At 38.7% G+C, this 23,260-nt stretch carries 21 protein-coding genes and 1 pseudogene; 14 read left to right on the forward strand and 8 right to left on the reverse strand.

Annotation, left to right across the window (positions count from 1 at the left end):
• The first annotated feature begins 73 nt into the window (after nt 1-73).
• From F580_RS0120175 to F580_RS0120215, 9 genes are all read left to right on the forward strand, one after another.
• Nucleotides 74-1,153 carry a pilus assembly protein PilM gene (locus F580_RS0120175; protein ID WP_026301565.1) on the forward strand — a complete coding sequence of 360 codons (1,080 nt, stop codon included), beginning with the start codon at nt 74-76 and terminating at the stop codon, nt 1,151-1,153.
• Nucleotides 1,141-1,716, forward strand: coding sequence for a PilN domain-containing protein (locus F580_RS0120180; protein WP_019029571.1), 576 nt, complete (start codon nt 1,141-1,143; stop codon nt 1,714-1,716). The genes F580_RS0120175 and F580_RS0120180 overlap by 13 nt, the downstream gene beginning before the upstream one ends.
• Nucleotides 1,716-2,312 carry a type IV pilus inner membrane component PilO gene (locus F580_RS0120185; protein WP_019029572.1) on the forward strand — a complete coding sequence of 199 codons (597 nt, stop codon included), beginning with the start codon at nt 1,716-1,718 and terminating at the stop codon, nt 2,310-2,312. Before F580_RS0120180 ends, F580_RS0120185 begins: the two co-directional genes overlap by 1 nt.
• Complete coding sequence (locus F580_RS0120190; protein ID WP_019029573.1) at nt 2,309-2,866, forward strand: pilus assembly protein PilP; 558 nt, start codon at nt 2,309-2,311, stop codon at nt 2,864-2,866. The genes F580_RS0120185 and F580_RS0120190 overlap by 4 nt, the downstream gene beginning before the upstream one ends.
• An 11-nt stretch (nt 2,867-2,877) precedes the next feature.
• Nucleotides 2,878-4,971, forward strand: a complete 2,094-nt coding sequence (locus tag F580_RS0120195) for a type IV pilus secretin PilQ (RefSeq protein ID WP_019029574.1) — start codon at nt 2,878-2,880, stop codon at nt 4,969-4,971.
• 242 nt (nt 4,972-5,213) lie between these two features.
• Nucleotides 5,214-5,732, forward strand: coding sequence for a shikimate kinase AroK (gene aroK / locus F580_RS0120200; protein ID WP_019029575.1), 519 nt, complete (start codon nt 5,214-5,216; stop codon nt 5,730-5,732).
• Between the two features lie 33 nt (nt 5,733-5,765).
• Nucleotides 5,766-6,830 carry a 3-dehydroquinate synthase gene (aroB, locus tag F580_RS0120205; RefSeq protein WP_019029576.1) on the forward strand — a complete coding sequence of 355 codons (1,065 nt, stop codon included), beginning with the start codon at nt 5,766-5,768 and terminating at the stop codon, nt 6,828-6,830.
• A gap of 63 nt (nt 6,831-6,893) precedes the next feature.
• On the forward strand, nt 6,894-8,360 hold the full coding sequence (locus F580_RS0120210; RefSeq protein WP_019029577.1) for an SPOR domain-containing protein: 1,467 nt from the start codon (nt 6,894-6,896) through the stop codon (nt 8,358-8,360).
• A 58-nt stretch (nt 8,361-8,418) separates the two neighbouring features.
• On the forward strand, nt 8,419-9,237 hold the full coding sequence (locus F580_RS0120215; protein ID WP_019029578.1) for a Dam family site-specific DNA-(adenine-N6)-methyltransferase: 819 nt from the start codon (nt 8,419-8,421) through the stop codon (nt 9,235-9,237).
• 24 nt (nt 9,238-9,261) lie between these two features.
• Here the strand turns inward: F580_RS0120215 and F580_RS26120 are convergent, their stop codons facing one another.
• Nucleotides 9,262-9,435, reverse strand: a complete 174-nt coding sequence (locus tag F580_RS26120; protein ID WP_019029579.1) for a DUF2970 domain-containing protein — start codon at nt 9,433-9,435, stop codon at nt 9,262-9,264.
• Nucleotides 9,436-9,877: 442 nt separating this feature from the next.
• Nucleotides 9,878-10,537: a TorF family putative porin gene (locus F580_RS0120225; protein WP_019029580.1), complete on the reverse strand. Its 660-nt coding sequence runs from the start codon at nt 10,535-10,537 to the stop codon at nt 9,878-9,880.
• Nucleotides 10,538-10,851: 314 nt separating this feature from the next.
• On the opposite strand from F580_RS0120225, the gene rpe reads away from it, so the two are divergent.
• Both rpe and trpS read left to right on the forward strand, forming a co-directional pair.
• Nucleotides 10,852-11,526 (forward strand): ribulose-phosphate 3-epimerase, encoded by a 675-nt coding sequence (rpe, locus tag F580_RS0120230; protein ID WP_019029581.1) that lies wholly within the window; start codon nt 10,852-10,854, stop codon nt 11,524-11,526.
• Nucleotides 11,527-11,572: 46 nt separating this feature from the next.
• Nucleotides 11,573-12,580 carry a tryptophan--tRNA ligase gene (gene trpS, locus F580_RS0120235; RefSeq protein WP_019029582.1) on the forward strand — a complete coding sequence of 336 codons (1,008 nt, stop codon included), beginning with the start codon at nt 11,573-11,575 and terminating at the stop codon, nt 12,578-12,580.
• Nucleotides 12,581-12,636: 56 nt separating this feature from the next.
• Here the strand turns inward: trpS and F580_RS0120240 are convergent, their stop codons facing one another.
• The gene (locus F580_RS0120240) at nt 12,637-13,701 is read right to left on the reverse strand and encodes an FHA domain-containing protein (protein ID WP_019029583.1); all 1,065 of its coding nucleotides are present in this window, start codon (nt 13,699-13,701) and stop codon (nt 12,637-12,639) included.
• Complete coding sequence (locus F580_RS0120245; protein WP_019029584.1) at nt 13,692-14,963, reverse strand: S1 family peptidase; 1,272 nt, start codon at nt 14,961-14,963, stop codon at nt 13,692-13,694. The genes F580_RS0120240 and F580_RS0120245 overlap by 10 nt, the downstream gene beginning before the upstream one ends.
• 99 nt (nt 14,964-15,062) lie before the next feature.
• Between F580_RS0120245 and F580_RS0120250 the strand changes: the two genes are divergently transcribed.
• Together F580_RS0120250 and F580_RS0120260 are read left to right on the forward strand one after the other, a co-directional pair.
• Entirely contained in the window at nt 15,063-15,434 is a 372-nt protein-coding gene (locus tag F580_RS0120250) for a hypothetical protein (protein ID WP_019029585.1), read from the forward strand.
• Nucleotides 15,435-15,470: 36 nt separating this feature from the next.
• Nucleotides 15,471-15,950: pseudogene (locus tag F580_RS0120260) on the forward strand (penicillin-binding transpeptidase domain-containing protein); the annotation flags it as partial.
• Between the two features lie 461 nt (nt 15,951-16,411).
• Here the strand turns inward: F580_RS0120260 and F580_RS0120265 are convergent.
• From F580_RS0120265 to F580_RS0120275, 3 genes are all read right to left on the reverse strand, one after another.
• On the reverse strand, nt 16,412-17,269 hold the full coding sequence (locus F580_RS0120265) for a THxN family PEP-CTERM protein (RefSeq protein WP_019029588.1): 858 nt from the start codon (nt 17,267-17,269) through the stop codon (nt 16,412-16,414).
• 286 nt (nt 17,270-17,555) lie between these two features.
• Nucleotides 17,556-18,521, reverse strand: coding sequence for a siroheme synthase (locus F580_RS25085; RefSeq protein WP_019029589.1), 966 nt, complete (start codon nt 18,519-18,521; stop codon nt 17,556-17,558).
• 166 nt (nt 18,522-18,687) lie between these two features.
• Nucleotides 18,688-19,179: a putative 4-hydroxy-4-methyl-2-oxoglutarate aldolase gene (locus F580_RS0120275; RefSeq protein WP_026301568.1), complete on the reverse strand. Its 492-nt coding sequence runs from the start codon at nt 19,177-19,179 to the stop codon at nt 18,688-18,690.
• A gap of 171 nt (nt 19,180-19,350) precedes the next feature.
• Here F580_RS0120275 and prmA point away from each other — a divergent pair, with 171 nt between their 5' ends.
• On the forward strand, nt 19,351-20,232 hold the full coding sequence (prmA, locus tag F580_RS0120280) for a 50S ribosomal protein L11 methyltransferase (protein ID WP_019029591.1): 882 nt from the start codon (nt 19,351-19,353) through the stop codon (nt 20,230-20,232).
• 252 nt (nt 20,233-20,484) lie between these two features.
• Here prmA and F580_RS0120285 read toward each other — a convergent pair whose 3' ends face one another.
• The gene (locus F580_RS0120285; RefSeq protein ID WP_019029592.1) at nt 20,485-22,323 is read right to left on the reverse strand and encodes a tetratricopeptide repeat-containing diguanylate cyclase; all 1,839 of its coding nucleotides are present in this window, start codon (nt 22,321-22,323) and stop codon (nt 20,485-20,487) included.
• Between the last annotated feature and the right edge of the window lie 937 nt (nt 22,324-23,260).

The raw sequence follows: 23,260 nt of genomic DNA on the forward strand, positions 1-23,260 counted from the left end.
AAAGACATGTAATAAATGTATTTATACGTATTTTACGTCTAAAATAATTACAAAATTAAAATTGTAGGTGGTTATGCTAGACAAACTATGGAAAAAGAAAAACTCAATGATGGTAGGAATCGATATTGGTTCCCATTCGGCTAAGGCGGTATTGTTGAGTCAGGGAAGTGAAGGCTTTATAATTGAAGATTTCGCTATAGAACCAATGCCTAGAGGCTCAGTGGTTGATCGTGAAATTCAAGATATCGAAGCAGTAGGTGCTGTTATTGCCAAGCTTAGAAAAAAAATCTCAGCAAAGGCCATTGATGCGGCTGCTGCAGTATCAGGGCAAACTGTTATCACTAAATTGATATATATGGATGTAGCGTTAACAGAAGATGAACTCGCTAGCCAGATAGAGATTGAAGCCGATAGCTTAATTCCATTCCCACTTGATGAAGTTAGTCTGGATTTTGAAACCCTTGATGTTAACGAGTCAGATCCGAGTAAAGTAAATGTCTTGTTAAGTGCTGCTCGTACTGAGTCAATCGAAGCCCGTGTTGCTGCCCTCGATGCCGGGCAGTTCAATGCCAAAGTTATTGATGTTGAATCTTATGCCGTCGGACGAGCTTATGATCTTTGTTTATCTCAACTACCTGAAGATGCAAAAGATAAGGTTGTCGCAATAGTAGATATCGGCTCGACAGTAACCCTTTTCTCGGCAACAGAAGCGGGTAAGCATATTTATAGCCGTGACCAAATGTTTGGCGGTGAACAATATACCCGCTCAATTGTCTCTTATTACAATAAATCATTTGAACAGGCTGAAGAAGCCAAGACAACCAACGACCTTCCACCCAACTATACCTTTGAAGTATTAGCGCCTTTCCATACTATTTTAATGCAACAAATACGCCGCGCTATTCAAATGTTTTTGACAACCAGTGGCCAAGATAAAGTTGATTATTTATTGATTTCTGGTGGTACTGCTGCTCTGGAAGGACTTGAAGATTTACTTACGGATGAATTGGGAATCCATACGGTTATTGCCAATCCCTTCCACGATATGTCATCTAGTGATTCTGTCGACCAGAGTGAGCTTGATAGAGTGGCACCGCAACTAATGGTAGCAACTGGTTTAGCGTTAAGGAGCTTTACTCCATGGCATATATAAATCTACTTCCTTGGCGTGAGGCAGCTCTCAAGGCAAAGCAAAAAGAATATTTTACCATTCTTTTTGCTGTCGGCTCGATTGTACTCGCATTCGTGTTAACGTTTAATTTTTATTATCAAGCTCGTATTGATGGACAAAATACTAAAAATCAATATTTGAGAAATGAAATTACTCAGCTTGATATTCAAATTGCCGAAATTAAAACCCTAAATGATAAAAAGAAGGCACTTCAGCAGCTCATTGCTGTCGTTGAGCAATTACAACGTAGTCGTAATGTCGGTACGCAAGTTCTTGATGAGATAGCTAAAATCATTCCTAATGGTATTTATATCATTGAGCTGGAAAAACGAGGTAATATTTTACAGCTTACCGGTAAGAGTGAATCTAATAATCATTTAGCTAATATGATACGTGCGGTAGAGTCATCAGATTTATTTGTTGATGCGACGCCAGAATCTATTACTGCGGATGAAAGTGGCTCTAAGTTGCTCAGTAGTTTTAAGATGAAAGTTACAATAAAAGGTTTGGTGGATGACCTTTCTGCTAATAAAGGGAGCAAATGATGAAGTTTGATGCATCCCAGTTTGACAACCTTGATCTTGAAAATATTGGTCAGTGGCCCGCAGCACCAAAGTTAGTGTTAGGTGTGTTTCTAGCGGTTATAGTCGGCTCTTTAGGTTATGTAGGCTTAATTAGTGATCAAATGGAAAAGCTTGATCGTGTTGTGGCTGAAGAGGTAGTTTTAAAGGAATCCTTTCGCGCTAAATACCATATTGCAGCTAATTTATCTTTGTTCCGCGACCAAATGAAAGAGGCTGAAGATTCCTTTGCTAAGCAGCTTAAAAGTCTCCCAAACAGCCATGAAATTCCAGGATTGTTAGATGATATTACTTTTGTGGGTACCACCAGTGGTCTGGATTTTGTAAAATTGGAATGGCAGCCTGAGATTAGTAAAGAGGTCTATATAGAGTTACCTATTGATATTGAAGTCATAGGGTCGTATCACTCATTTGGGCAATTTGTTAGTAAAATTGCTGGTTTGCCACGAATTGTGACCTTGCATGACTTTAAAATTAAGATTGAGCAAAATGATAACGATACGCTTAATTTAAAACTCCAAGCTAAAACTTATCGTTATCAACAGGAGGCAGCTCAATGACAACAAATAGTTTAACCTGTAACACTACGAAAATTGTCAGTGTGATAGCGCTGACCTTGTTATCTGGGTGTTTTGACGATACAGCAGAGATAAAGGCACACATGGCTCAGGTCAGAGCAACGACAACAAGTTATATAGACCCTATGCCAGAAGTGCATCCATTTATTCATATTGCATATTCTGCGGACGATTTACGTAGTCCATTTGTATTGCCTAGACCCGAAGCAATGCAACAAAAAATGCAGCAAATGGCGGGTTGTTTAAGCCCCAATACCAATCGTCGTAAGCAACCGTTAGAAAAATATGCCTTGAGTGATTTGAGAATGCGCGGCACTTTAGGTGATGCAAGTAAGCTCTGGGCCTTATTAGAAGCCTCAGATTTGAGTTTACATAGGGTTGCTGTCGGAAATTATCTTGGCTTATATAGTGGCCGAATCATACAAGTGAGTGCAAAAACAGTGAAAATAATAGAATTAGCTCCAGATGGTGCTGGGTGTTGGGTCGAACGTGAAGCGAAATTAGATATCGTGCAATCTGAAGAGTCAAATAAGTAAAGGAATCAATGATGCTATTTAATCAAATAAAAAACTATAAAAGTTTCACTGCTATTAATGAACTATGGCTTACGGCAATATTTTTGTTATCTACTTTACTACTGTCATTTTCTGTAAGTGCGGCTGATAGTCTTGCTTCGTCAAATAAAAATGAGTTAGTTGCTATCTCATATAACACTATTCAAAACGACCAAATAACTTTAGTTTTTAGTTTTTCTGAAAACATTACCGCCTTACCCGAGGTTAAAACATCAATGACTCCTGCTTATGTTGAAGTGATTTTTGATGCTAATGCGTTTGGTAACGATATAAAAGAAACGTTAATAAATCATGCCGGTATTAAAAAAATTAGTTTAGATGCTGCAACAGGCAAAGTGGTTGCGTTAATTCAACTAGAAAAGTTAGCTGTGTTTGATGTAGCCTTAAATAATGATAAAGAATTTTCTATCACCTTTAATTATGGAAATTCAGCTGAAATTGTCTCAACGTTAAGCCCTGCAGGTGATAACTTCATTAACCGAATAGAATCAATTGACTTTAGACTTAATAGTAACAATGAAGGTCAAGTTCTTATTTACTTAACAGATAATATGTTGGCTGCGGATGTTAATGATAAATTAGGTAGATTAAATATTGAATTCCATAATACTGAAATCCTTGAAGATTTACTCTATAAGCTTGATGTTACAGATTTCGGCACCTTAGTTACAAGCATTGAAACGTTTAAAGAAGGCAGGAATGCTAGGCTTGTTATCGACGTTGACGGTGGTTTTATTTTTAGCCAGAAACAAGAAGACAATTTATTTATCTTAACGGTAAAAGCAAAACCTAAAAAAGAACCTACTTATCTTGGTGAAACGGAAGACTTTAATGGCCGTAGTATCTCATTAAGTTTTCAAGATATCCCTGTTCGGACTGTTTTACAGATTATTGCGGATTATAATGACTTCAATTTAATCATTAGTGATACTGTGACCGGTAATATTACGTTGCGTCTCGATGGGGTACCTTGGGATCAAGCCTTAAATATTATTTTGAAGGTTAAAGGTTTAGATAAAAGAATGCAGGGTAACATCTTAATGGTCGCGCCTAGTGACGAGTTAGCTGCTCGAGAAGCGCAATCATTACAAGCTAAACAGCAAGTCGAAGAGCTCGCCCCCCTATATTCAGAGTATGTTCAAATTAACTATGCCAAAGCTGCTGAGTTTGCTGAGTTAATTAAAAATGAAGATACCAGTATTTTATCTGCTCGCGGTAGTGTCTCGGTTCATAAACCGACTAACACCTTATTGATTCGCGATACAGCAAAGAGCATCGAAGATATTAAACGTATGGTTTCCATTCTAGATGTGCCAATACGTCAGGTTGTTATTGAAGCGAGAATGGTAACCGTAAAAGATAACATGCAGGAAGAGCTTGGCATTCGCTGGGGCGTTACCGATACCGATGGTGAAAATACCTTTTCCGGTAGCTTAGAAGGTGTAGATACTGCCCGTGGTGGCTCGGTTCCTGAACTTAGTGATAGGTTGAATGTCAACTTACCGGTTGCATCGCCTGCAGGTACCATTGCTTTTCAAGTGGCTAGACTAGCTAATGGTACAATTTTAGATCTTGAATTATCAGCGCTTGAAAAAGAAAATAAAGGTGAAGTCATTGCAAGCCCGCGTATTACTACAGCAAATCAAAAAGAAGCCTATATAGAACAAGGTGTGGAGATTCCTTACCAAGAGGCGGCTTCAAGTGGCGCAACAGCGACACAATTTAAAAAGGCAGTGTTAAGCTTGACAGTTACACCTCACATAACTCCTGATGATAAAATAATTTTGGATCTGGTTGTTACTCAAGACACGGTATCTGAAGTGAAGAGTGGCTTAGCACCTGCTATTGATACTCAGCGTATCGGCACCCAAGTTCTAGTGAATAACGGCGAAACCATAGTGCTAGGTGGAATTTATCAGCAAGCGATTATAAGTACCGTCTCTAAAGTTCCGGTATTGGGCGATATTCCATATTTAGGGTGGTTATTTAGAACGTCAAGCCAGCTAAATGAGAAAAAAGAACTGCTAATCTTTGTTACGCCAAGAATTGTAACTGAACAATTTTAAGGTGAATTGAGGAGTGAAATGCATTTGAATTCGTGTATATACGACATTTTATGTTTATTTTATTCCTAAAAGGCAGTTTTTAACTAAGTTAGTACTATTGTTGCTTGCATTTTATGGCTAACACTTGCGATAATTACGCCCTTGAATTTCCGAGGGAGACCTCTTTTGCGTCAAAAGCTCAATTTCGATGAAATATAAATTTTTGACTGTTCTGTAAACACAACGAGTATTAAGTAAATCTAATGGCAGAAAAACGAAATATATTCCTTATAGGCCCTATGGGTGCTGGTAAAAGCACTATCGGTAGAGAAATTGCCGATCGATTACATCTTGAGTTTTTTGACTCTGATCAAGAGATAGAGCGCCGTACAGGAGCAGACATTGCTTGGGTTTTTGATCTTGAAGGTGAAGAAGGGTTCCGCATAAGAGAAGAAAGTGTGATTGAAGACTTAAGCGAAAAGCAAGGTATTGTCTTAGCTACAGGTGGTGGTTCTGTTATCAGCACTAATGTTCGGAATCGCTTATCTGCTCGCGGCATTGTTGTTTATCTTGAAACAACAATCGACAAGCAAGTTGCCCGAACTCAAAGAGATAGACGACGCCCTCTTCTACAAACATCAGAAGAACCACGCACAGTGTTAGAAAATCTTGCTATTGAACGTAATCCTCTTTATGAAGATATCGCCGATATTATCGTACAGACTGATGATCAAAGTGCAAAAGTGGTTGCTCATAAAATTATAGAAAGACTCGACTTTTAAAGTAAATCTGCGTGGAATTAGCTAGTACCTCTTATGGCAATACTTAATCTTGATTTAGGCGCACGCAGTTACCCCATTTATATTGATTCAGGTCTGTTAAATAAAACAGAGCTGCTTTCGTCGCACATACGCGCTAAACGTGTTTGTATTGTCTCAAATGATCTTGTTGCCCCATTATATTTAGAGGCTTTAAAAGCGAAACTAACAGCTTTCACCGTTGATGAGGTTATTCTGCCTGATGGTGAAGCTGAGAAAAGCTTAGCTAATTTTGATGTCATCATGTCTCATCTATTGACTCATGAACATGGTAGAGATACGACATTGATTGCGCTTGGTGGCGGTGTCATTGGTGACATCACTGGCTTTGCCGCTGCATGTTATCAGCGCGGTATTGATTTCATTCAAATCCCAACAACGCTTCTGTCTCAAGTAGATTCGTCAGTGGGCGGGAAAACTGCCATAAACCATCCTTTAGGGAAAAATATGGTTGGTGCTTTTCATCAACCTAAAGCCGTTTTCATCGATATTGACAGTTTAAGCACCTTACCTGTACGTGAGTTTAGTGCCGGCATGGCTGAAGTTATTAAGTATGGCATTTTAGGTGATAAAGATTTTTTTGAATGGCTCGAAGAAAACATCAAAGAGATAAAATCAGGCAATAAACAGCTACTCGCCCAAATGATTGAAAAATGTTGTCAATGTAAAGCAGATATTGTCGCGAGCGATGAAACTGAAACAGGTGTTCGTGCATTACTTAATCTCGGTCATACCTTTGGCCATGCTATAGAAGCAGAACAAGGTTATGGTAACTGGTTACATGGTGAGGCTGTCGCTACTGGCATGGTACTTGCTGCTAAGTTAGCAGTCGCAATGAATTTGCTTGAAGTGTCAGAATTACGACGAATAGAACGATTAATAACAGCATTTGATTTACCTATTATTGCTCCAAAGAATATGGGCTTCGCTGAATTTATTCGCCATATGCGTCGAGACAAAAAGAATATTGCCGGTAAGCTAAGGTTTATCGTACCAACAGCAATAGGGCAGTCTGAAATTCGTGACGATGTCACACAGGATATGCTTCAAGAAATTCTATAATTATTTTCTACATAAGCCGCGTTGGCTTATTAAGTAGAATATACAGCATAGAAAGGATTAAGCATGTCTGCATTAGCAAACTCTTCATCAAACCTTAAAAAACCACAATTATTCATAGAAAATAATCTTTTGCAATCAAGTGAAAATTCAGACGTTAGTGTCACGACTCGTATAGCTTATAATTTACGTTTTACTAAGCAAGCGATATTAATAGTAGCCAGTACCAATGAACAATACACGCGATTAGCTAGCGATTTTCTTGTCAGTCTTTCAGATACTAAACTAGGGGGAAATGCTAAACAAATTAATGTTGCGTTTGTCTCTGCTTCAGAACAACTTAACGATATCCAGATACGTTGCCGATTAATAGAGCAACTATTCGTCAATACTCTATTTGATCCTGAAGAATCATTAGCCGTAAGTATTTTAGACCTTGCTAAGCGGCATGGCGACGTAGTGTCTATCGTTATAGACCATGCACACTCCCTTTCATTACAAGTTAAGTATGAATTATCTCAATTAGTAAATTTAGCTAAAAAGAATAACTTAACCATCAATGTCGTACTCTTTGGCTTAACAGAAGCGGCTCACCAACTGACTATAAATAAAAGCCTATTTAAAAACAAGATGGTGGTGATTGACGCTGAAACTGGGCAAGTTCTCAGTTTAGATGACAAAAAACTAGTCGCTCAGCATCGGAATATTTCGGTAACCGCTTTACAAAAATTTGCTCTACTTGCCGCCACACTAATATTGGTGGCCATCCTTATTTGGGGGTATCAGCTAATAAGGTACAATGTCGATGCTAAACCCCAGAATAATGCTCAAGCATCAATTAACTTAAAAAATGACAGTGATACACCTTTACAGAAAGTTTCTGGTTTACCTAGCTCTACAGAGAACGTTGTTAGAGCAATGAAAAAGAAAGAGAAACCTTTAAATGCTACTAACGTTGCTAACGGTGCCCCTGTTTTAGCCGCTACAAGTATTGAAATTAATAATGCAATTTTAGCCTTTTCGATACATAGTCAAGATATTGTTGAGCCAGCTAACTCCAAAGATGTTCTCAAAGCACTTGAGTTCAGCGAAAATAAGTTCGTTGCAAAACCGAAGTTTAATAATGAGGGATATGAGGATCAGGATAAAGTTACTGACTTATCTGATAGGGAAGGCTTAATTCAAGAAAATACTGCTGATAAGATAGCATTTAATAAAGCTGTAATTTTCGACCCTCATTTTTATTACAATCAAGTTATAGTCCATGAGCAAGGTTATGTAATCCAAGTAGCAGGATTTTCAAAACCACTCGTTTGGCAGCACTTCATCAAAAACAACCCGAATGAAATATTATATAGCTATCAAAAAAAACTCAATGGGCAGGATTTTATAGTGGTGACATCAAGGGTTTACTCCAATAAAACCGCGGCTCAAATAGCGATTAAATTAATGCCGGCTAACTTAAGTAAACGTAGACCCTGGCTTAAGGATATTTCTTCAGTAATCAAGGAAATTAATACCTTTAAAGGGTAATACAAGCTACAATCCGCCTTTAATTTTATTAAGTGAAGTTGCGAGTTTAGTCGGTAGCATGAATAATAAACATCGAGCATTTTTGAAGTGGGCTGGCGGGAAATATAGCCTATGTGATGTTATCTCAAAAATACTCCCTAATTCACGACGTCTAATCGAGCCTTTTGTTGGCGCAGGGTCGGTATTTTTAAACACTGATTATGACGAATATATTCTTAATGATATCAATCAAGATTTAATAAATCTCTATAAGTTTGTCCAAGATAAACCTGATTGTTTTATCGCTGATGTACGAAAGTTTTTTAATGCTGAGCATAACCAAGCTGAGCGTTATTACCAATTACGTAGTGACTTCAATGCGAGTAAAGATCCTTACTTTCGTTCACTGGTGTTTTTGTATATGAATCGCCATGGTTATAATGGTTTATGTCGTTATAACAAAAAAGGTGGCTACAATGTCCCTTTTGGCAAATATAAACGCCCTTATTTCCCTGAAGTAGAGCTAAACTATTTCGCTGAAAAGTCTCAAAAAGCAACTTTTGTCTGTGAAGGTTACCGGAAAACATTTGAGCGAGCAGTGAATGGCGATGTTATTTATTGTGATCCACCTTATGTACCACTCAGCAAAACAGCGAGCTTTACCAGTTATGCTGGTAATGGTTTTGGTTTAGATGACCAAGCTGACCTTGCTAATGCTGCAGAGGAAGTCAGCGAAAGTGGTGCGATATCAGTAGTCATTTCCAATCACGATACTATATGGACGCGTAAAATATACGAGCATGCTGCGAAAATAAAGTCGTTCAAGGTCGCTAGAACCATCAGTCAAAGTGCAACAAATCGGAAAAAGGTTGCGGAGTTACTCGCTTTATATAAGTAAGTGGTATTGTGCAGTAGCCTTTAGCTATGTAGGTATAACTAAACTGACAGTGGTAATTAAAACGCCGATAAAAATAAGTAACATAACAATTCCAACGATAATAAAATGAAGCAGCTTTCCTTGAGAAAAGTCTCGTTTACTATTCCTTTCACTTTGCACGCCAAAAAATGCCGCAGCCACGCTTTTAAAAGTATCCATTAAGTTACTTCTCATAACTAAGGTGACATTAATTAAAGTTATAATTGATTAGCTCGATCAGATCTAAAAAGTGTACATGTGTTGATTTGGTGTCACCGGATAACCAAGAGAGCCAATTATTATTTGACTGGTGATTTCCCCGACAAGGATGGTTCACATGGTTCATTGGCAGCTTAGACTCAAGGGTCATACATGAGCTCAGTAGTTGTATGTGAACGTTTTTCTGCTCAGTATATTTAGTGACACAAATCAATGTAATGAAAGTAAAAGTGAGGGTGAAAATCAATGCCTTAAGCTTTGATAAAATAGTGGCTGTCATCATCCGTTTTGACATCATATTTAAACTATTATTGAAAAAGAGGTGAACCAGTATAAACTATGTTCACCCCTCTGTCATTGCTTGTTTTTTAAACTGTTTATCAAGGCCGTCAGTTATAAAGGCTTATAGGTCAATATCAACAGAGTAAGAAACGTAGAATTTCATATCATCACTACTGCCACCATCATCGTAATCAGTTTTTGAAACACCGAAAGTGAAATTATCTTTGCTTATTGAAACCCCAAAGTCAGTTGAGTCAGTCGAGAAATCACCACTGTAATTACCAACGTGAAAATTAACTTCAGCTTCATTACCAAGGGCTAAAGCATAATCGGCATTAACGTAGACAGAATCACCCGCATCAATATTATCAGGAGCAGCAGAGGTTAATACAGCAACTCCTACCGTTAGGCCAGTAAAAGTGAAACTACCGTAGATTTCAGAAAAATCTGCATCATCAGCATCCGGGTAAGCATAGTAAATAAAACCAACATCATATGACATGTTCTCATTGATATCAGCACCAAAACCACCGTACAAATCTAATTCTGTACCACCCCATGCATTTGATACCCAGGTGCCGGCATAAAAACCTGAATTATTAGCATAATCAATACCACCAGAAACGGCAGCATCGCCACCTGTTTGCTCAAGACCACGCCATAAGTAATTAGAGGTAGCAGCTACGTTAGCTGATAAGCCTTCTGTAGCTGATGCTTGAAAAGAAATGCCTGAACTAGCAAATAATGATGCTAGAGCGATAGTTGTTATTGCTTTTTTCATAATAAGTCTCGTTATTAGTTGTTATAATTATTGTCTGTTAATGGCAATGCAATCTTGATGCCTGTATCGATAACGTTAGGTGATATTTTTAGGTTTATACTTTAATGCTTAATAATCAGTAGATTAGTTGAGTCTGTTTGTTTTTGCAAAGTTAACTTGTGCTTAGTTTAGTTGTGGTATGAACAAAAATAGTGCGTTTAAAATTTAAATGTTCAAAATAAGTGCATTAGCTTGGTATGAGACCTAAGTGTGGAACTCGCATTTTTAACTAGCATGGGTATAATAGCGGCATATTTTTTTAGGATATTATCCCTATGTCACCATTTTTAATTGCTCCTTCTATTTTATCTGCCGATTTTGCTCGCTTAGGTGATGATGTTGCTAAGGTCTTAACGGCAGGCGCCGATGTTGTACACTTTGATGTGATGGACAATCACTTTGTGCCTAACTTAACTTTTGGCCCGATGATTTGTAAGTCATTACGTGATTATGGTATTACCGCGCCAATTGATGTGCATTTAATGGTTAAAAACGTTGATACACTCATACCTGGTTTTGCAAAAGCAGGGGCTGATATCATCACTTTTCACCCTGAAGCCAGTGATCATATCGACAGAAGTTTGCAACTCATTAAAGACCATGGTTGTAAAGCAGGGTTGGTACTCAACCCTGCGACACCTTTGCATTGTTTAGATTTTGTTATGGATAAGCTTGATGTCATTTTATTAATGTCTGTAAACCCAGGCTTTGGTGGCCAATCTTTTATTCCAACGACTTTAGACAAATTACGCTTGGTAAAAGAAAAAATCAACCAAAGTGGCTATGACATTCGTTTACAAGTTGATGGTGGCGTTAAAGCCAATAATATTGCCGAAATAGCCCAAGCCGGTGCGGATATGTTTGTTGCAGGCTCTGCAATATTTTCGCAAGCGGATTATAAAGTGGCAATCGATGAGATGCGTGCAGAATTAGCCAAAGTCACTCAGTAAATAAAGTCCGGTAAGCAAACAATTAAGTATTTTAAAGGTAACGAAAATGACAAGTAAACCTATTGTATTAAGTGGCTGTCAGCCGTCAGGCGAGTTAACTATTGGTAATTATTTAGGCGCATTAAAACAATGGGTTAATATGCAGTCAACCCACGAATGTTACTATATGCTGGTCGATCAGCATGCTATTACCGTTCGCCCTAAACCTGCAGACTTACGCAAGGCAACCTTAGATGGTTTGGCGCTGTATTTAGCCTGTGGTGTTGACCCCGAGCAAAGTACTATTTTTATTCAATCTCATGTGCCTGAACATGCCCAATTGAGCTGGGTATTAAATTGTTATACGCAAATGGGCGAATTAAACCGCATGACGCAGTATAAAGATAAGTCACAAAAATCTGAAGCAAATATGAATTCAGGTTTATTCACTTATCCGGTATTAATGGCGGCGGATATTCTACTTTACGGTGCTAACCGTGTGCCTGTTGGTGATGATCAAAAGCAGCACTTAGAGTTAGCACGAGATATTGCCACGCGCTTTAATAACCTTTATGGTAATATTTTTACCATACCTGAGCCTTTCATTCCGGAGCATGGTGCGCGAGTAATGAGCTTACTTGAGCCAACCAAAAAAATGTCTAAGTCTGATAATAACCCAGGTAACTTTATTGGTTTATTAGAAGATCCTAAGAAGATTGCCAAGAAAATAAAGCGCGCAGTTACTGACTCAGACGAGCAAGCACGAATCTATTTTGATATCGAAGAAAAGCCAGGTGTGTCCAACTTATTATCATTATTATCTTGTGCTACAGGGCAAAGCATTGCCGACTTAGTACCCGCTTACGAAGATAAAATGTATGGTCATTTAAAAGGCGATGTTGCTGATGCCGTTGTGGCATTACTCGAGCCAATTCAAACTAAATATTACCAGTACAGAGAAGACCAAACCTTTTTAGAGCAAGTTATGCGTAGTGGTGCTGACAAAGCCTCAGCACGTGCGAGTAAAGTACTTAGCTCTGTATATGATGCGGTAGGCTTTATTGCTCGCCCATAGTAATTTTTATAATTTTAAAAGGCTTATTTCCTCAGGAAATAAGCCTTTTTTATGCGCTACATTTCTTGGTCTTTTTGAGCCGCTTTACTGGCTTGCTTAAATAAAGCAGCACTACGTGCTAAAAAAGTCTCAACGTTACTGCTTGGGGCGACTAAGAATTTTGGTGCCATGATGGTGGCATTATATTGTGGGTGTGGATTAAACTCAGGCTTCTTGCTGTATTGGATTAAGTAACTGCCTCCGAATAATAGCGCAGTAATGCTTATGCTCACAATCATGCGGCGTTTTGCGCTCACATGAAAACCAATATAACTGTTTAACCAAAATAGGCTGAAGGATAACCCTACGGGCAGTAAGCTAATTGCTAGGCCAAAGTTAGCATGGCTAGCTGAATTGAAATTGATAATTTCCTCTAATAAATAGCTAAGCCACAATAATATAAAAAAGCTAAAGCTTATGCCAAGTTGCGCTAATACACGCGGATCATGTTTGGTGAGGTGCGACACTAGCGCAATACCCGTTGGCCATAGAGCAAATAATAATGCCATCTTAAATGCGCTAACAAATAAGTGACTGAAATTGATCTCAGTCGGCTGATTTAGATAGGTAATATTAGCAGCAATAAGCATAAATAAAGCGATACTTATGAAGACAGCGATAGGATGCCTAATGAAGTCTATAAGTGATTCAAAAGGACTAAAAACCACAGTTTCAGCAACTTGACGGTTACTAAAAACTACTCTTAACTGGCTTTTACCAATAATAATGACATCGCCATCGTTAACTATTCGTTGGGCTTTATCTTGCTTATTATTTTTATTACTTTCTAATACCGTACCATTTACCGAATTGTTGTCATTAAAGCGCCATACCCCTTGAGCAAAGGTAAGCGATAGATGCAGTGGACAAATATGAGGATCAGCTAAAATAATATCATTTTGATAACCTCGTCCAATCGTTATTTCATCTTGGTTAATTCGGTGGCGGTGTAATAATTTATGATTTCGGGTTATTTCTTCAATAATGATTTCAGTGGGCGCTATATCTATATCAACAGGGGTACTCGTGTTGACTGGTTCCACCTCATTGAGCTGCTCTAACTCGCTTTTAGTTACTTCCATGAAACAGCCTTAATAAATTTATTGGTAAAAGTTAGCGCGTTTTCTTGGCTTACTCCAGCCAAGGTAAAGTGACTCAATATGGCTTGTTGTTTTTTATCGATACTGGCACCTAAATATAAGACATCAAATAACTTGGGAAAATCTTTGTAAGCCCTCGTACAGAATATACTTTTATTATTAATAGTCTGGCCTGTGCTGGTTGAGCTTGTAGGGGACACTAAATCATGATGACATTGATACTCACTAACATCATCTTTACCTGCTCTGTTACCTGCTCCGGCTTGAGAAAATTGTTGTTGGTATAAGTGATAAAATTTATTATCAGTTAGGTCTTTTGCCTGCATATAACGAAAATCAAGCTCGACACTACCGGTAAAAAAATGTGAGGAGAGGTAAGTATTCTCATTCAAGGAGCAATTGGTAATAGCGAGTAAAATAAGAGCATCTTTTTTATCTGCATTAGAGTCTCCCCAGCATCGAAGGAAAGGTACTTCAATAATTGGAATAATAGCCTTACCCGCTAGTTCTTTACTTTGCCAGCGACTGCTGATTAGTGCCGTCATTAATTTATTTTGGCTTGCCATTAATTGCGCTGATATTTGTTGCATAATATCGACAGGTGGCTGTTTTTTATAATCATTTAATAGTTTAACTAACTTTTCGTGTGGCACTAAGAAGCCTATTTGATTACCCGATGTTGCTACATTAATGCCAACGACTTGTTCTGCTTTATTGACTACAGGGCCGCCACTCATACCAGAGTTAATTGAACCGGTAAAATGGATGCGTTCGTTGAAGGATTCTTTTTTCAAACCATTATAAGTACCCGGCACTACAATCATGCCCAAATCATGAGGGTTACCTAAAGCAAATAGCTTCTCACCTTTAATAGGTTTTTTTTGTGAAAGGGTGAAATAGGGCATTTCTGTATCAACTTGGCGCTGCACCAACGCTAAATCATTAATGACATCAACACTCACCAAGCTGACTTGATCGCTATTACCTTGATGATCAAGATACTCAATGCGGTACTTCTCAGGGTGTCGAGCATAACTCGAAATTACATGATAGTTAGTGGCAATTAGACCGTCTGAGCTGATCTGAAAACCAGACCCAATAGAGGATTTTTCTCCACTGGCTTTATCGATTATCTTTATTTGATAAAGTGATGGTGTTAACTGAGCGAATATTTTTTCAGCTTGCTCTGTGGCAAAACTACTTTGACTTAATAATATAAAGACTAAAGTAAAAAAAGTTTTCATTCATCTTCCTGTTGGTAACCTATTAAACTATTGTGACACTAAATTCGCATTTGTCACCCTATCAATGACATATACACAAGCTACTTCAAGTTGCTCGTTATGAAAAGAATTTTTAGTCTCGTGAGTGCGTTGGCACTAAGCAGCATTACTCAGTTCGCCAGTGCAAACAATGAACTTTGTTTGGCAAGCACTAACAATTGTACCTTTGTATTATTAAGTCAGAATATTAGACCACAGGTGAGCGAAGAATATAAGTCAGTTTCCAGCCAGAACATGGCTCAAGTTTCAATACTTATCGAAGAAAATGAAACCTTAATGCTGGTAAATAGAGAGAGAGAAAATCAACATTTTTCACCATTTTCCACTTTTAAAATCCCTAATAGCTTAATAACACTTGATAGTAAGAAAATCAAAGATGCACAACAGAGTTTAACGTTTGATAAAGAAAAATATCCAGTGAAAAGGTGGTGATCACCTGTATGGACGTTAGCTGAATATAACCTTAGCTCAGCGTTTAAATTCTTTATGGTTGCTATATATCGCCACATGGCAACCAATATAGGTAAGGAGAAAATGCAATCTTATTTAAGCCAGTTTTCCTACGGTAATCAAGATATAAGCTCAGGCATAGACAATTTTTGGCTGAATGGTAGCCTACAAATATCAGCATTAGAGTAAGTAAGGTTCTTACAAAAAGTGCATCAAGAAAAGTTAGCGCTTAGCCAACAGAGTATTGATTCCCTAAAAGAAGTGATGCTAGTTGAAAGTACTAATACTTATTCGCTTTATGCGAAAACGGGGACCGGCAAAGCCAATACAGCAGATAAAAAAGATAAAGCGATGTTAGGTTGGTATGTTGGCTTTGTTGAAAATGTGCAAGGTGTACATTACTTTGCCTTTAACTTTACTCGAGGTAGTTTTGCTGAAATGAAAGCGGATAGAGTAAATATAGCGATTAACCACTTGAAAGATGCGGATGTCATTTAACCTTTTTGAATAAATTATTTACTTTTGGTTGACCTAGTAAGACCTAGTATTTTTAAGTACCACACTCTGTACCCCCTTTGCTTTTAGAAAATGGCCAAGGTCAGTACACGGCTTTAATTAGAGGGAAGAGTGACCAAAGGATAGCTGAGCTTCTTCTATTTTTATATTGTATTCCGCCTTGATAGCCTTTAGATTTAGCAATTCCTGTGAGTTATCACATGGCTTATTATGCCAGGTTTATGATGGTCTGAAGAGAAAGATCGCAACGAAGTAACCGAGTTCATATTAAACGGGTTAACTATTGATATAAACTATCTCTGTAATTTACACTTTCTCCTGAAAGTGCACGTAAAAAAGCAGCCAGTGGCTGCTTTTTTATTTTACCTGCCGTTAAACTTACTTTAAATAACGATAATTAATTTTATTTTTCCATATTACGTGATTAACAATGCTAACTGTTATTAGCTCTGTTTATTACGCATGCTGCCGACTATACCAAACATTGCTAGGCTTAAAAGTAGAATGGTAGAAGGCTCTGGCACAGAGGTAATTGTCATCATAACTCTGAATTCATTTGGTTGGCCTTCAAAGGTGGTTAAACCAATACAGCCATTACCTGCTCCCGGAACCCGATTACAAATGAAATCATCCAGTACTGCTAAACCAGTGCCTGGGTCTGTAGCCACTAATTTCAACTCGGTATTGTAGGTATGGTGGCCAATAGAAAACAGTTGGTTTAAAGTACCTTCTCCTTCATCGAAAACAAGTCCTTCAGGCATAGTTATGATAAAAATATCATTTTCACAAGGTACTCCGCCACACTGACCTGGGCCATTTGGTGTTTCAAAGAAGAGTATATTAAAGGCTAGTGCGTCAAGTGGTTCTGCGGGGTCGTCGTAATCACCTATATTAGGAAGTGTGTTAGCAGGAAATATTTGAAGAACTGTACTCAATATTGCCGTTGCTAAAACGCTAGATCCCCCAGGGATAATCACATTATCGTGCACTAAGAGAGAAGTTTGTACTGCATCACCACTGGCTAAATCCTCACCAAAGACTAAACCTAAGCTACCAGATGATATATCTAAGGAACTTTGTTCAACTTGATCACCCCACGCTAAATTTGTTGGAGCAGTAAATAAAAGGTTTGTTAGGCTTGTAGTAGGGGTGCCAGTCCCAGGTGTTGTAAATGTTGCTCCGGTAAATGCTGAATTAACGATAAAATCCCATTCAGTGATGATTGGGGTAGCCGTTGCGCTAAAAGCAAACCCCAATGTTGAGAGAGTTAACGTAGTTATAAACTTTTTAAGTGTGTTCATTGTTTACTCCTTGTCAGTATAAAATTAAAGTACACTTTAAAGTAAGTAATAAGTGACAAAGGCAACTTAAGCCATTAAGTAGGTCACGAATCGATACATTCCTTGTTTGATTTACACTGACAACGTTGCATAGAGTGCGCCATAGTGGCTACTTAGTTGAATTATAAGGTTTTTTAAGTGTTGGTGAGTTAGAGTTTTGACTCAGGTTGTAAAAAAATCTGACAGTGATTTTATCAACTTATTGTTAGGTGAAAGCTAAAGTAGTCATGCTATATCTTAAGGTAAGCTAACTTCCACTAGTAATGATTTTAGTGTTCATACCACTGGCAATTAATGCCTCATTTCTGGGTAATTCTTCATTGCCGGCGAGTAAATAAATGACCTGTTGACCTAATTGAGCGAGCTCTAGCGCATGTTGGTAATTTACTAGGATAGTTGAGCTAACACTTTGCGGGTATTTCTCGGCATCACGGCGCACATATTCAATCAACTCAATATTGACTTCATTATCATAAAAAACGGCATCGGCAAATTGTAAAACGCGATGAGCGCTTAAGGTTAAGTTATCAGGGTTTCCGTCAGTGGTATGAATAAAGATAATTTCACCAGCAGGGGGGGCTATTTTCTCTTTCAAGCTGGCGATTAACTGCTGCTCAGCTTTTTGCTGTTGGCCAGCAAGCAAATTTTTTCCGATTGGACCACGCAAGGTGTTTTCCCAAAAGGTGCGGCGATTGCGTATGCCTTTAATACGCGCTTTAACATGGTCACGAAATTTTAAAGAAAAGTCAGCCAAACGACCGTAACCCTGCGGTAGAATTTTCTCTATTTGCTCGCGTAACATGCGAATAAGAATAGGAGCACTGCCTGAACTTGATAAAGCTATAATCATCGGCGAGCGGTCAATAATCGCTGGCGTGATATAAGTACAGAGGGCGGGTTGATCAACCACATTGGCAAGAATATTAAACTCAACCGCCTCATAATAAACCTGTTCATTTACTGCTTTATCATCAGTGGCAGCAATCACTAAGGTAACCTTAGCTAACAAACCGGCTTGATAGTTATGCTTTAACCAGCTTAATTGATTCTCGTTAATCAATCGTGCCACGCCTTCAGTAACGCTTGCCGACATAATGGTAATTTTTGTGGTGGTTTTTAATAGTAATTCAATTTTTCGGGCAGCAACATCGCCACCGCCAACCACCATGGCATTAATTTTACTACCATCAAGAAAAACGGGAAAATACTTCATCTACAAGCCAACTTTTTCACTTAACTATCTTATATACTCTCAGATTAACATAGCAGAAACGATAAAACCTTAACCTGTATTAAGTTGACGTTTTCATTGCGGATACTTAGGTAATACTTAGGCATTAGTTAGGCGATAGCTCGCTTAGACTTAGGTTATAGAAAGGTTATATTTCGTTTAAGGTTAACTTTGCTTCACTAACCGCTAAACCATTGGCATCACCATAAATACTCCAGCCAGGAATAAAGTCAATACCGGCAAAGTTAACGACAATGTTAATCTCACCGACACCTAACTTCTCTGTTTTTATTGGATTACAACCAAGCGCTTTTACTGCAATAGCTAAAGTGGCAATGGTACCCGCATCACGAATACAGCCATTGATAACTACAGCCTGCCAATTGTTTTTAACCGCATTTTCTGCGATTATATCGCCTAATAGCGCACGGTTCATACTGCCTTTACCATCTACTACCAGCACTTTACCGGTACCATCGGTAGCCAATAGCTCTTTCACTTTTGAATTATCTTCAAAGCAAGCAACCGTGACTATTTCGCCATAAAAAATAATGTTCTTACCGTAGTTTATGAAGGGCGCTTGCGCGAGAGATAGCTTTTCGGGATATTGATCAAATAGATCAGGCAGTAAATCTAGCATGGTAATTTCCGTTTTATCATTATTTATGCCTACTCTAGCAGTAATGAATGGTAAACTAGCATCAAGCTTATTTATGGCTACTATTTGCCAATTACATCCTCCTTTTGCACTAGCGACAAAGGCAAGGATAACAAGTAGCAGCAAACACCAAATACCAGTAGAGAACATCAGATGCCTTGGATACAACTCAGATTAAGTGCCAACGAAGATAACGCCGAAAAATACAGTGACTGGCTCACCGCCTGTGGTTCACAAGCCGTTACGTTTCTCGATGCAAAAGACACTCCTATATATGAACCACTACCTGGTGATGAGGTTATCTATTGGTCTAATACTGTGGTTATGGGGTTGTTTGACGCAGGTCACGACATGGATAAAGTCATCAATTACTTGCAAGGTATTCATCCAGATAAAGCAGCAATGCAATACAAGCTAGAGCAACTAGAAGACAAAGATTGGGAACGTGAGTGGATGGACAACTTCCACCCGATGAAATTCGGTGAGCGTCTTTGGATTTGTCCTAGCTGGCGCGATGTGCCAGACCCTGACGCGGTAAATGTTATGTTAGATCCCGGTCTGGCTTTTGGTACGGGTACGCACCCAACCACAGCATTATGTTTAACTTGGTTAGACGGCTTAGATCTACAAGATAAAACTGTAGTCGATTTTGGTTGTGGCTCAGGTATTTTATCGCTGGCGGCACTTAAATTAGGTGCCAAGAAAGTTATTGGTATTGATATCGACCCACAAGCTCTGCAAGCAAGTCTTGCCAATGCTGAACGTAACAATGTTTCCGATAGACTTGAATTATATCTACCTAAAGATCAGCCTGAGTTTAAAGCCGACGTAGTAGTGGCAAACATTCTCGCCGGACCATTACGCGAGTTAGCACCTACTATCATTGAGTTTGTTGGTGATAAAGGTTTGTTAGCGTTATCAGGTATATTAGAAGAGCAAGCACAAACACTACAAGAAATTTACGGCCAGTGGTGTGATATGGCGCCAATTACCGTACAAGAAGAATGGGTACGTTTGAACGGGCAGCGTAAATAAGCATAAACTTTTATGTGTTCTGCCAATGTTAAGGTATTGGCAGTGCTTTCCTAAGTCCCACGTTGTTATCTTCGCAGTCTTGGTTACACAGTATAATTGCATCATTGCATCATCGCCAAAGTACTGTTTGGTAAGTGTCGCCCCTGAAGTTTTTAATCGGGAAGCCAGTTTTTTTATTTCACCCTCTCTCTCTCTATTTCTACTGTTATAGCTTCTACCGCGCTGTCAAACTAAGATATTATGCTCGATGAATTATCTAGTAACTGAGTTTTTTTGCAGGGGAAATAACATGACTTGATTACGTCCAGCCTGTTTAGCTATATACATGGCGCTATCAGCATCTTTTAGTAAATCAGTTAACCTAAAGCCTGAGCGCTTTATATCTGTGACACCAAAGCTTGCCGTAATTGAAAAATCAAATCCTGAAGCTTCAGTAATTATATTCTCAATGGCAATTCGACACGCTTCAGCTCTTATGTAAGCTTCATCAATATTAGTACTGGGCAATAATAAACAAAATTCTTCACCGCCCAAACGAGCTAGAACATCACTATTTTTACCGATAGCGAGGCAAGCCTTAATGGCTTCTTTAAGCGTCCAATCACCACAAGCATGGCCGAAACTATCATTCACTAGTTTAAAGTTATCTAAGTCAAACATAATGACGCTTAAGTCTTGTCGGGCTGTTTTACAATATCGTAAAGCGCTCACAGACACATAATTGAAGTGACGGCGGTTATATATTCCCGTTAAATCATCAGACTCAGCAAGCAGTCTAACTCTCTTGTGACGTTGCCATAAACCGGCCCCCCAAACTGAGAGTATGATGAGTAATAATACCAGTATAGTAATTAACAATTGTACATTACGAACCTTGGTCTCAGACAATGCTTGCTTAGTGACTAAGACATTATTTATTTCGTTAAGCAGCTTAATCTTGTTCGCTTGCTCGGCACTGTCGTGTTCCGCGAGTTGAAAAGCTAAATGTTTAGCTTTAACCTCATCGAGGAAAGCTTTATCTAACTGCGCATATTGTTTGAAGTAACTTAGTGCTAATACGAAGTTTTTTTCTTGCTCAGCCACTTGGTACAATACTTGGTAACTGTCTCTACCCCGCTTTATCCCGGTATTATGTTTGTTGAGTAACATCGCTGTCATGGCATAGTTTTTAGCATTGCCCATATCATCTAATTGGAAATACGCCCGGGCAATCATATTGTTTGCGCTAGCTATTAACATGGGAAATAGTGTCGCTTTTATTTCTCCTCTATAGGGCAATAATAACTGTAAAGCCTGATCGGGCTGATTTTTTTGTAGGTATAGTTCAGCTTGATAAAGACGAATTGAGTTCGCCCCTATTTTATTCTCTGCTTTGACGCATAACCGGATAGCCTTTGAAATACCGTCATTATCCACCGAAAGTGTCGCTAGCTCGAGTTTTACCTCGAGGGAATACTGCTTGATAAAGCATTGTTTAAACAACGGCACATCATGCTGCTCAAGTAGAGAGATATGTTTTAGCGCTAAATCATATTGTTTTAGCTGCAGGTAAAACATGGCGGTAGCGAGTAAACTATGCTGGATATAGCGCTTATCTTTTATCTTGTCTATCATCGCATTGTTATCCGCAACATATCGTAAGCCATCAGCCCATTTATGATTTATTGCTGATAAGTTAATAAGCGTATGATTTACTCTAAATTTAAGTAGTGTATTAGCCTCTGAACGCAAAATGTTTTTGAGTGTTTGTTCTGCTTGGTCGTGCTCGCCAATAAAGGCAAAATGATAGGCTTGCAGATAATTAAAAAACTGTTGATGCACCGCAGTAAAGTGAGGCTTTTTCTTGATTAGTTCAGCTAATAATTGCCGGAATAATTTAGGATCTCTTAAACGACTATTGTCAGCAAGGTTCAGTTTTTTAGTAATATCGTCACTCATCATTAAAGCATCGGCAATATGCGATGTTTGCTGGTTTGCGAGGGCTATATTTATGAGAACTAGCAGTAGGCAAGGTATTAATGTTAAACACAGTGTCAAAAAGATTACCGATGCTGTAGTCATAGGCTGCAGCGGACTATTATTCTGTTGCATTAACTTAACCTTTAGCTGGGCGAATACTGCTGACACACTAATGAAGTCCTGATTTTATCATTAAATAAAGAAATTTTTAGCTTGGCTTACATGGCTTAGTTGAAGTCAATGCCTCGATAAGGCTCTAAGTAGAGTCGCTAATCACATAGTGTATAGCCACCCAGTAATGTAGGTTTTAATAGTGAATTGAGTATAGCAGTAACGCGGGATAGTGCTGAGCATAGCCTTTATTGACAGTGATTTATTTGCTAAGCCTTAAGGGCGTATAGCTATTAAATTTTCGAAGCCATCACTCTTTGAGGTATTTACAGGATCCTGCTATGGCATTGCTTAGGCGTGTAAATCAGGGGCTAGATAACGGTACCATTCTATCGGGTAACACAATCATTCATTTAATGAAAACGACTACATCCGATTAACTTTTCATCAATCTGGGCTTGGACGCTAGAGTTTTATCACTTAAAGGCTTACCCGTCCTCGGTAACATACGGCTAGCGCATTTTAATCCCTTACCGCTACTGACTTAGCTAACAAAAAGAGTTTTAGCTCTTTTTATCTTCCGCGTCGCGCTGGCGACAACAGGTTAAGGGAAGCTGCCTCCGGCCTCCCTTAACAATCCCACGGAGCCCCAACTCAGCAGAGCACTACAGCTGTGTTTAGAGAAAAAGCTAATACCTGCCGATTTATCGTCCCTGAACAGCGGCAGTCTTCGACATCCTGTCTCAGCTTAGATTTTTCTCTAAACTCAGCAGAGCACTACAGCTGTGTTTAGAGAAAAAGCTAATACCTGCCGATTTATCGTCCCTGAACAGCGGCAGTCTTCGACATCCTGTCTCAGCTTAGATTTTTCTTGGTCTAAACTCAGCTTGCGTTGCTGAGATGGGAGTAGGTGTTTATAGCTCGAGTAGTCAAATAACATTTGCTAGCGTTTTTGAAA

The sequence above is a fragment of the Colwellia piezophila ATCC BAA-637 genome, assembly GCF_000378625.1.
GTDB classification, from domain to species: Bacteria; Pseudomonadota; Gammaproteobacteria; order Enterobacterales; family Alteromonadaceae; genus Colwellia; species Colwellia piezophila.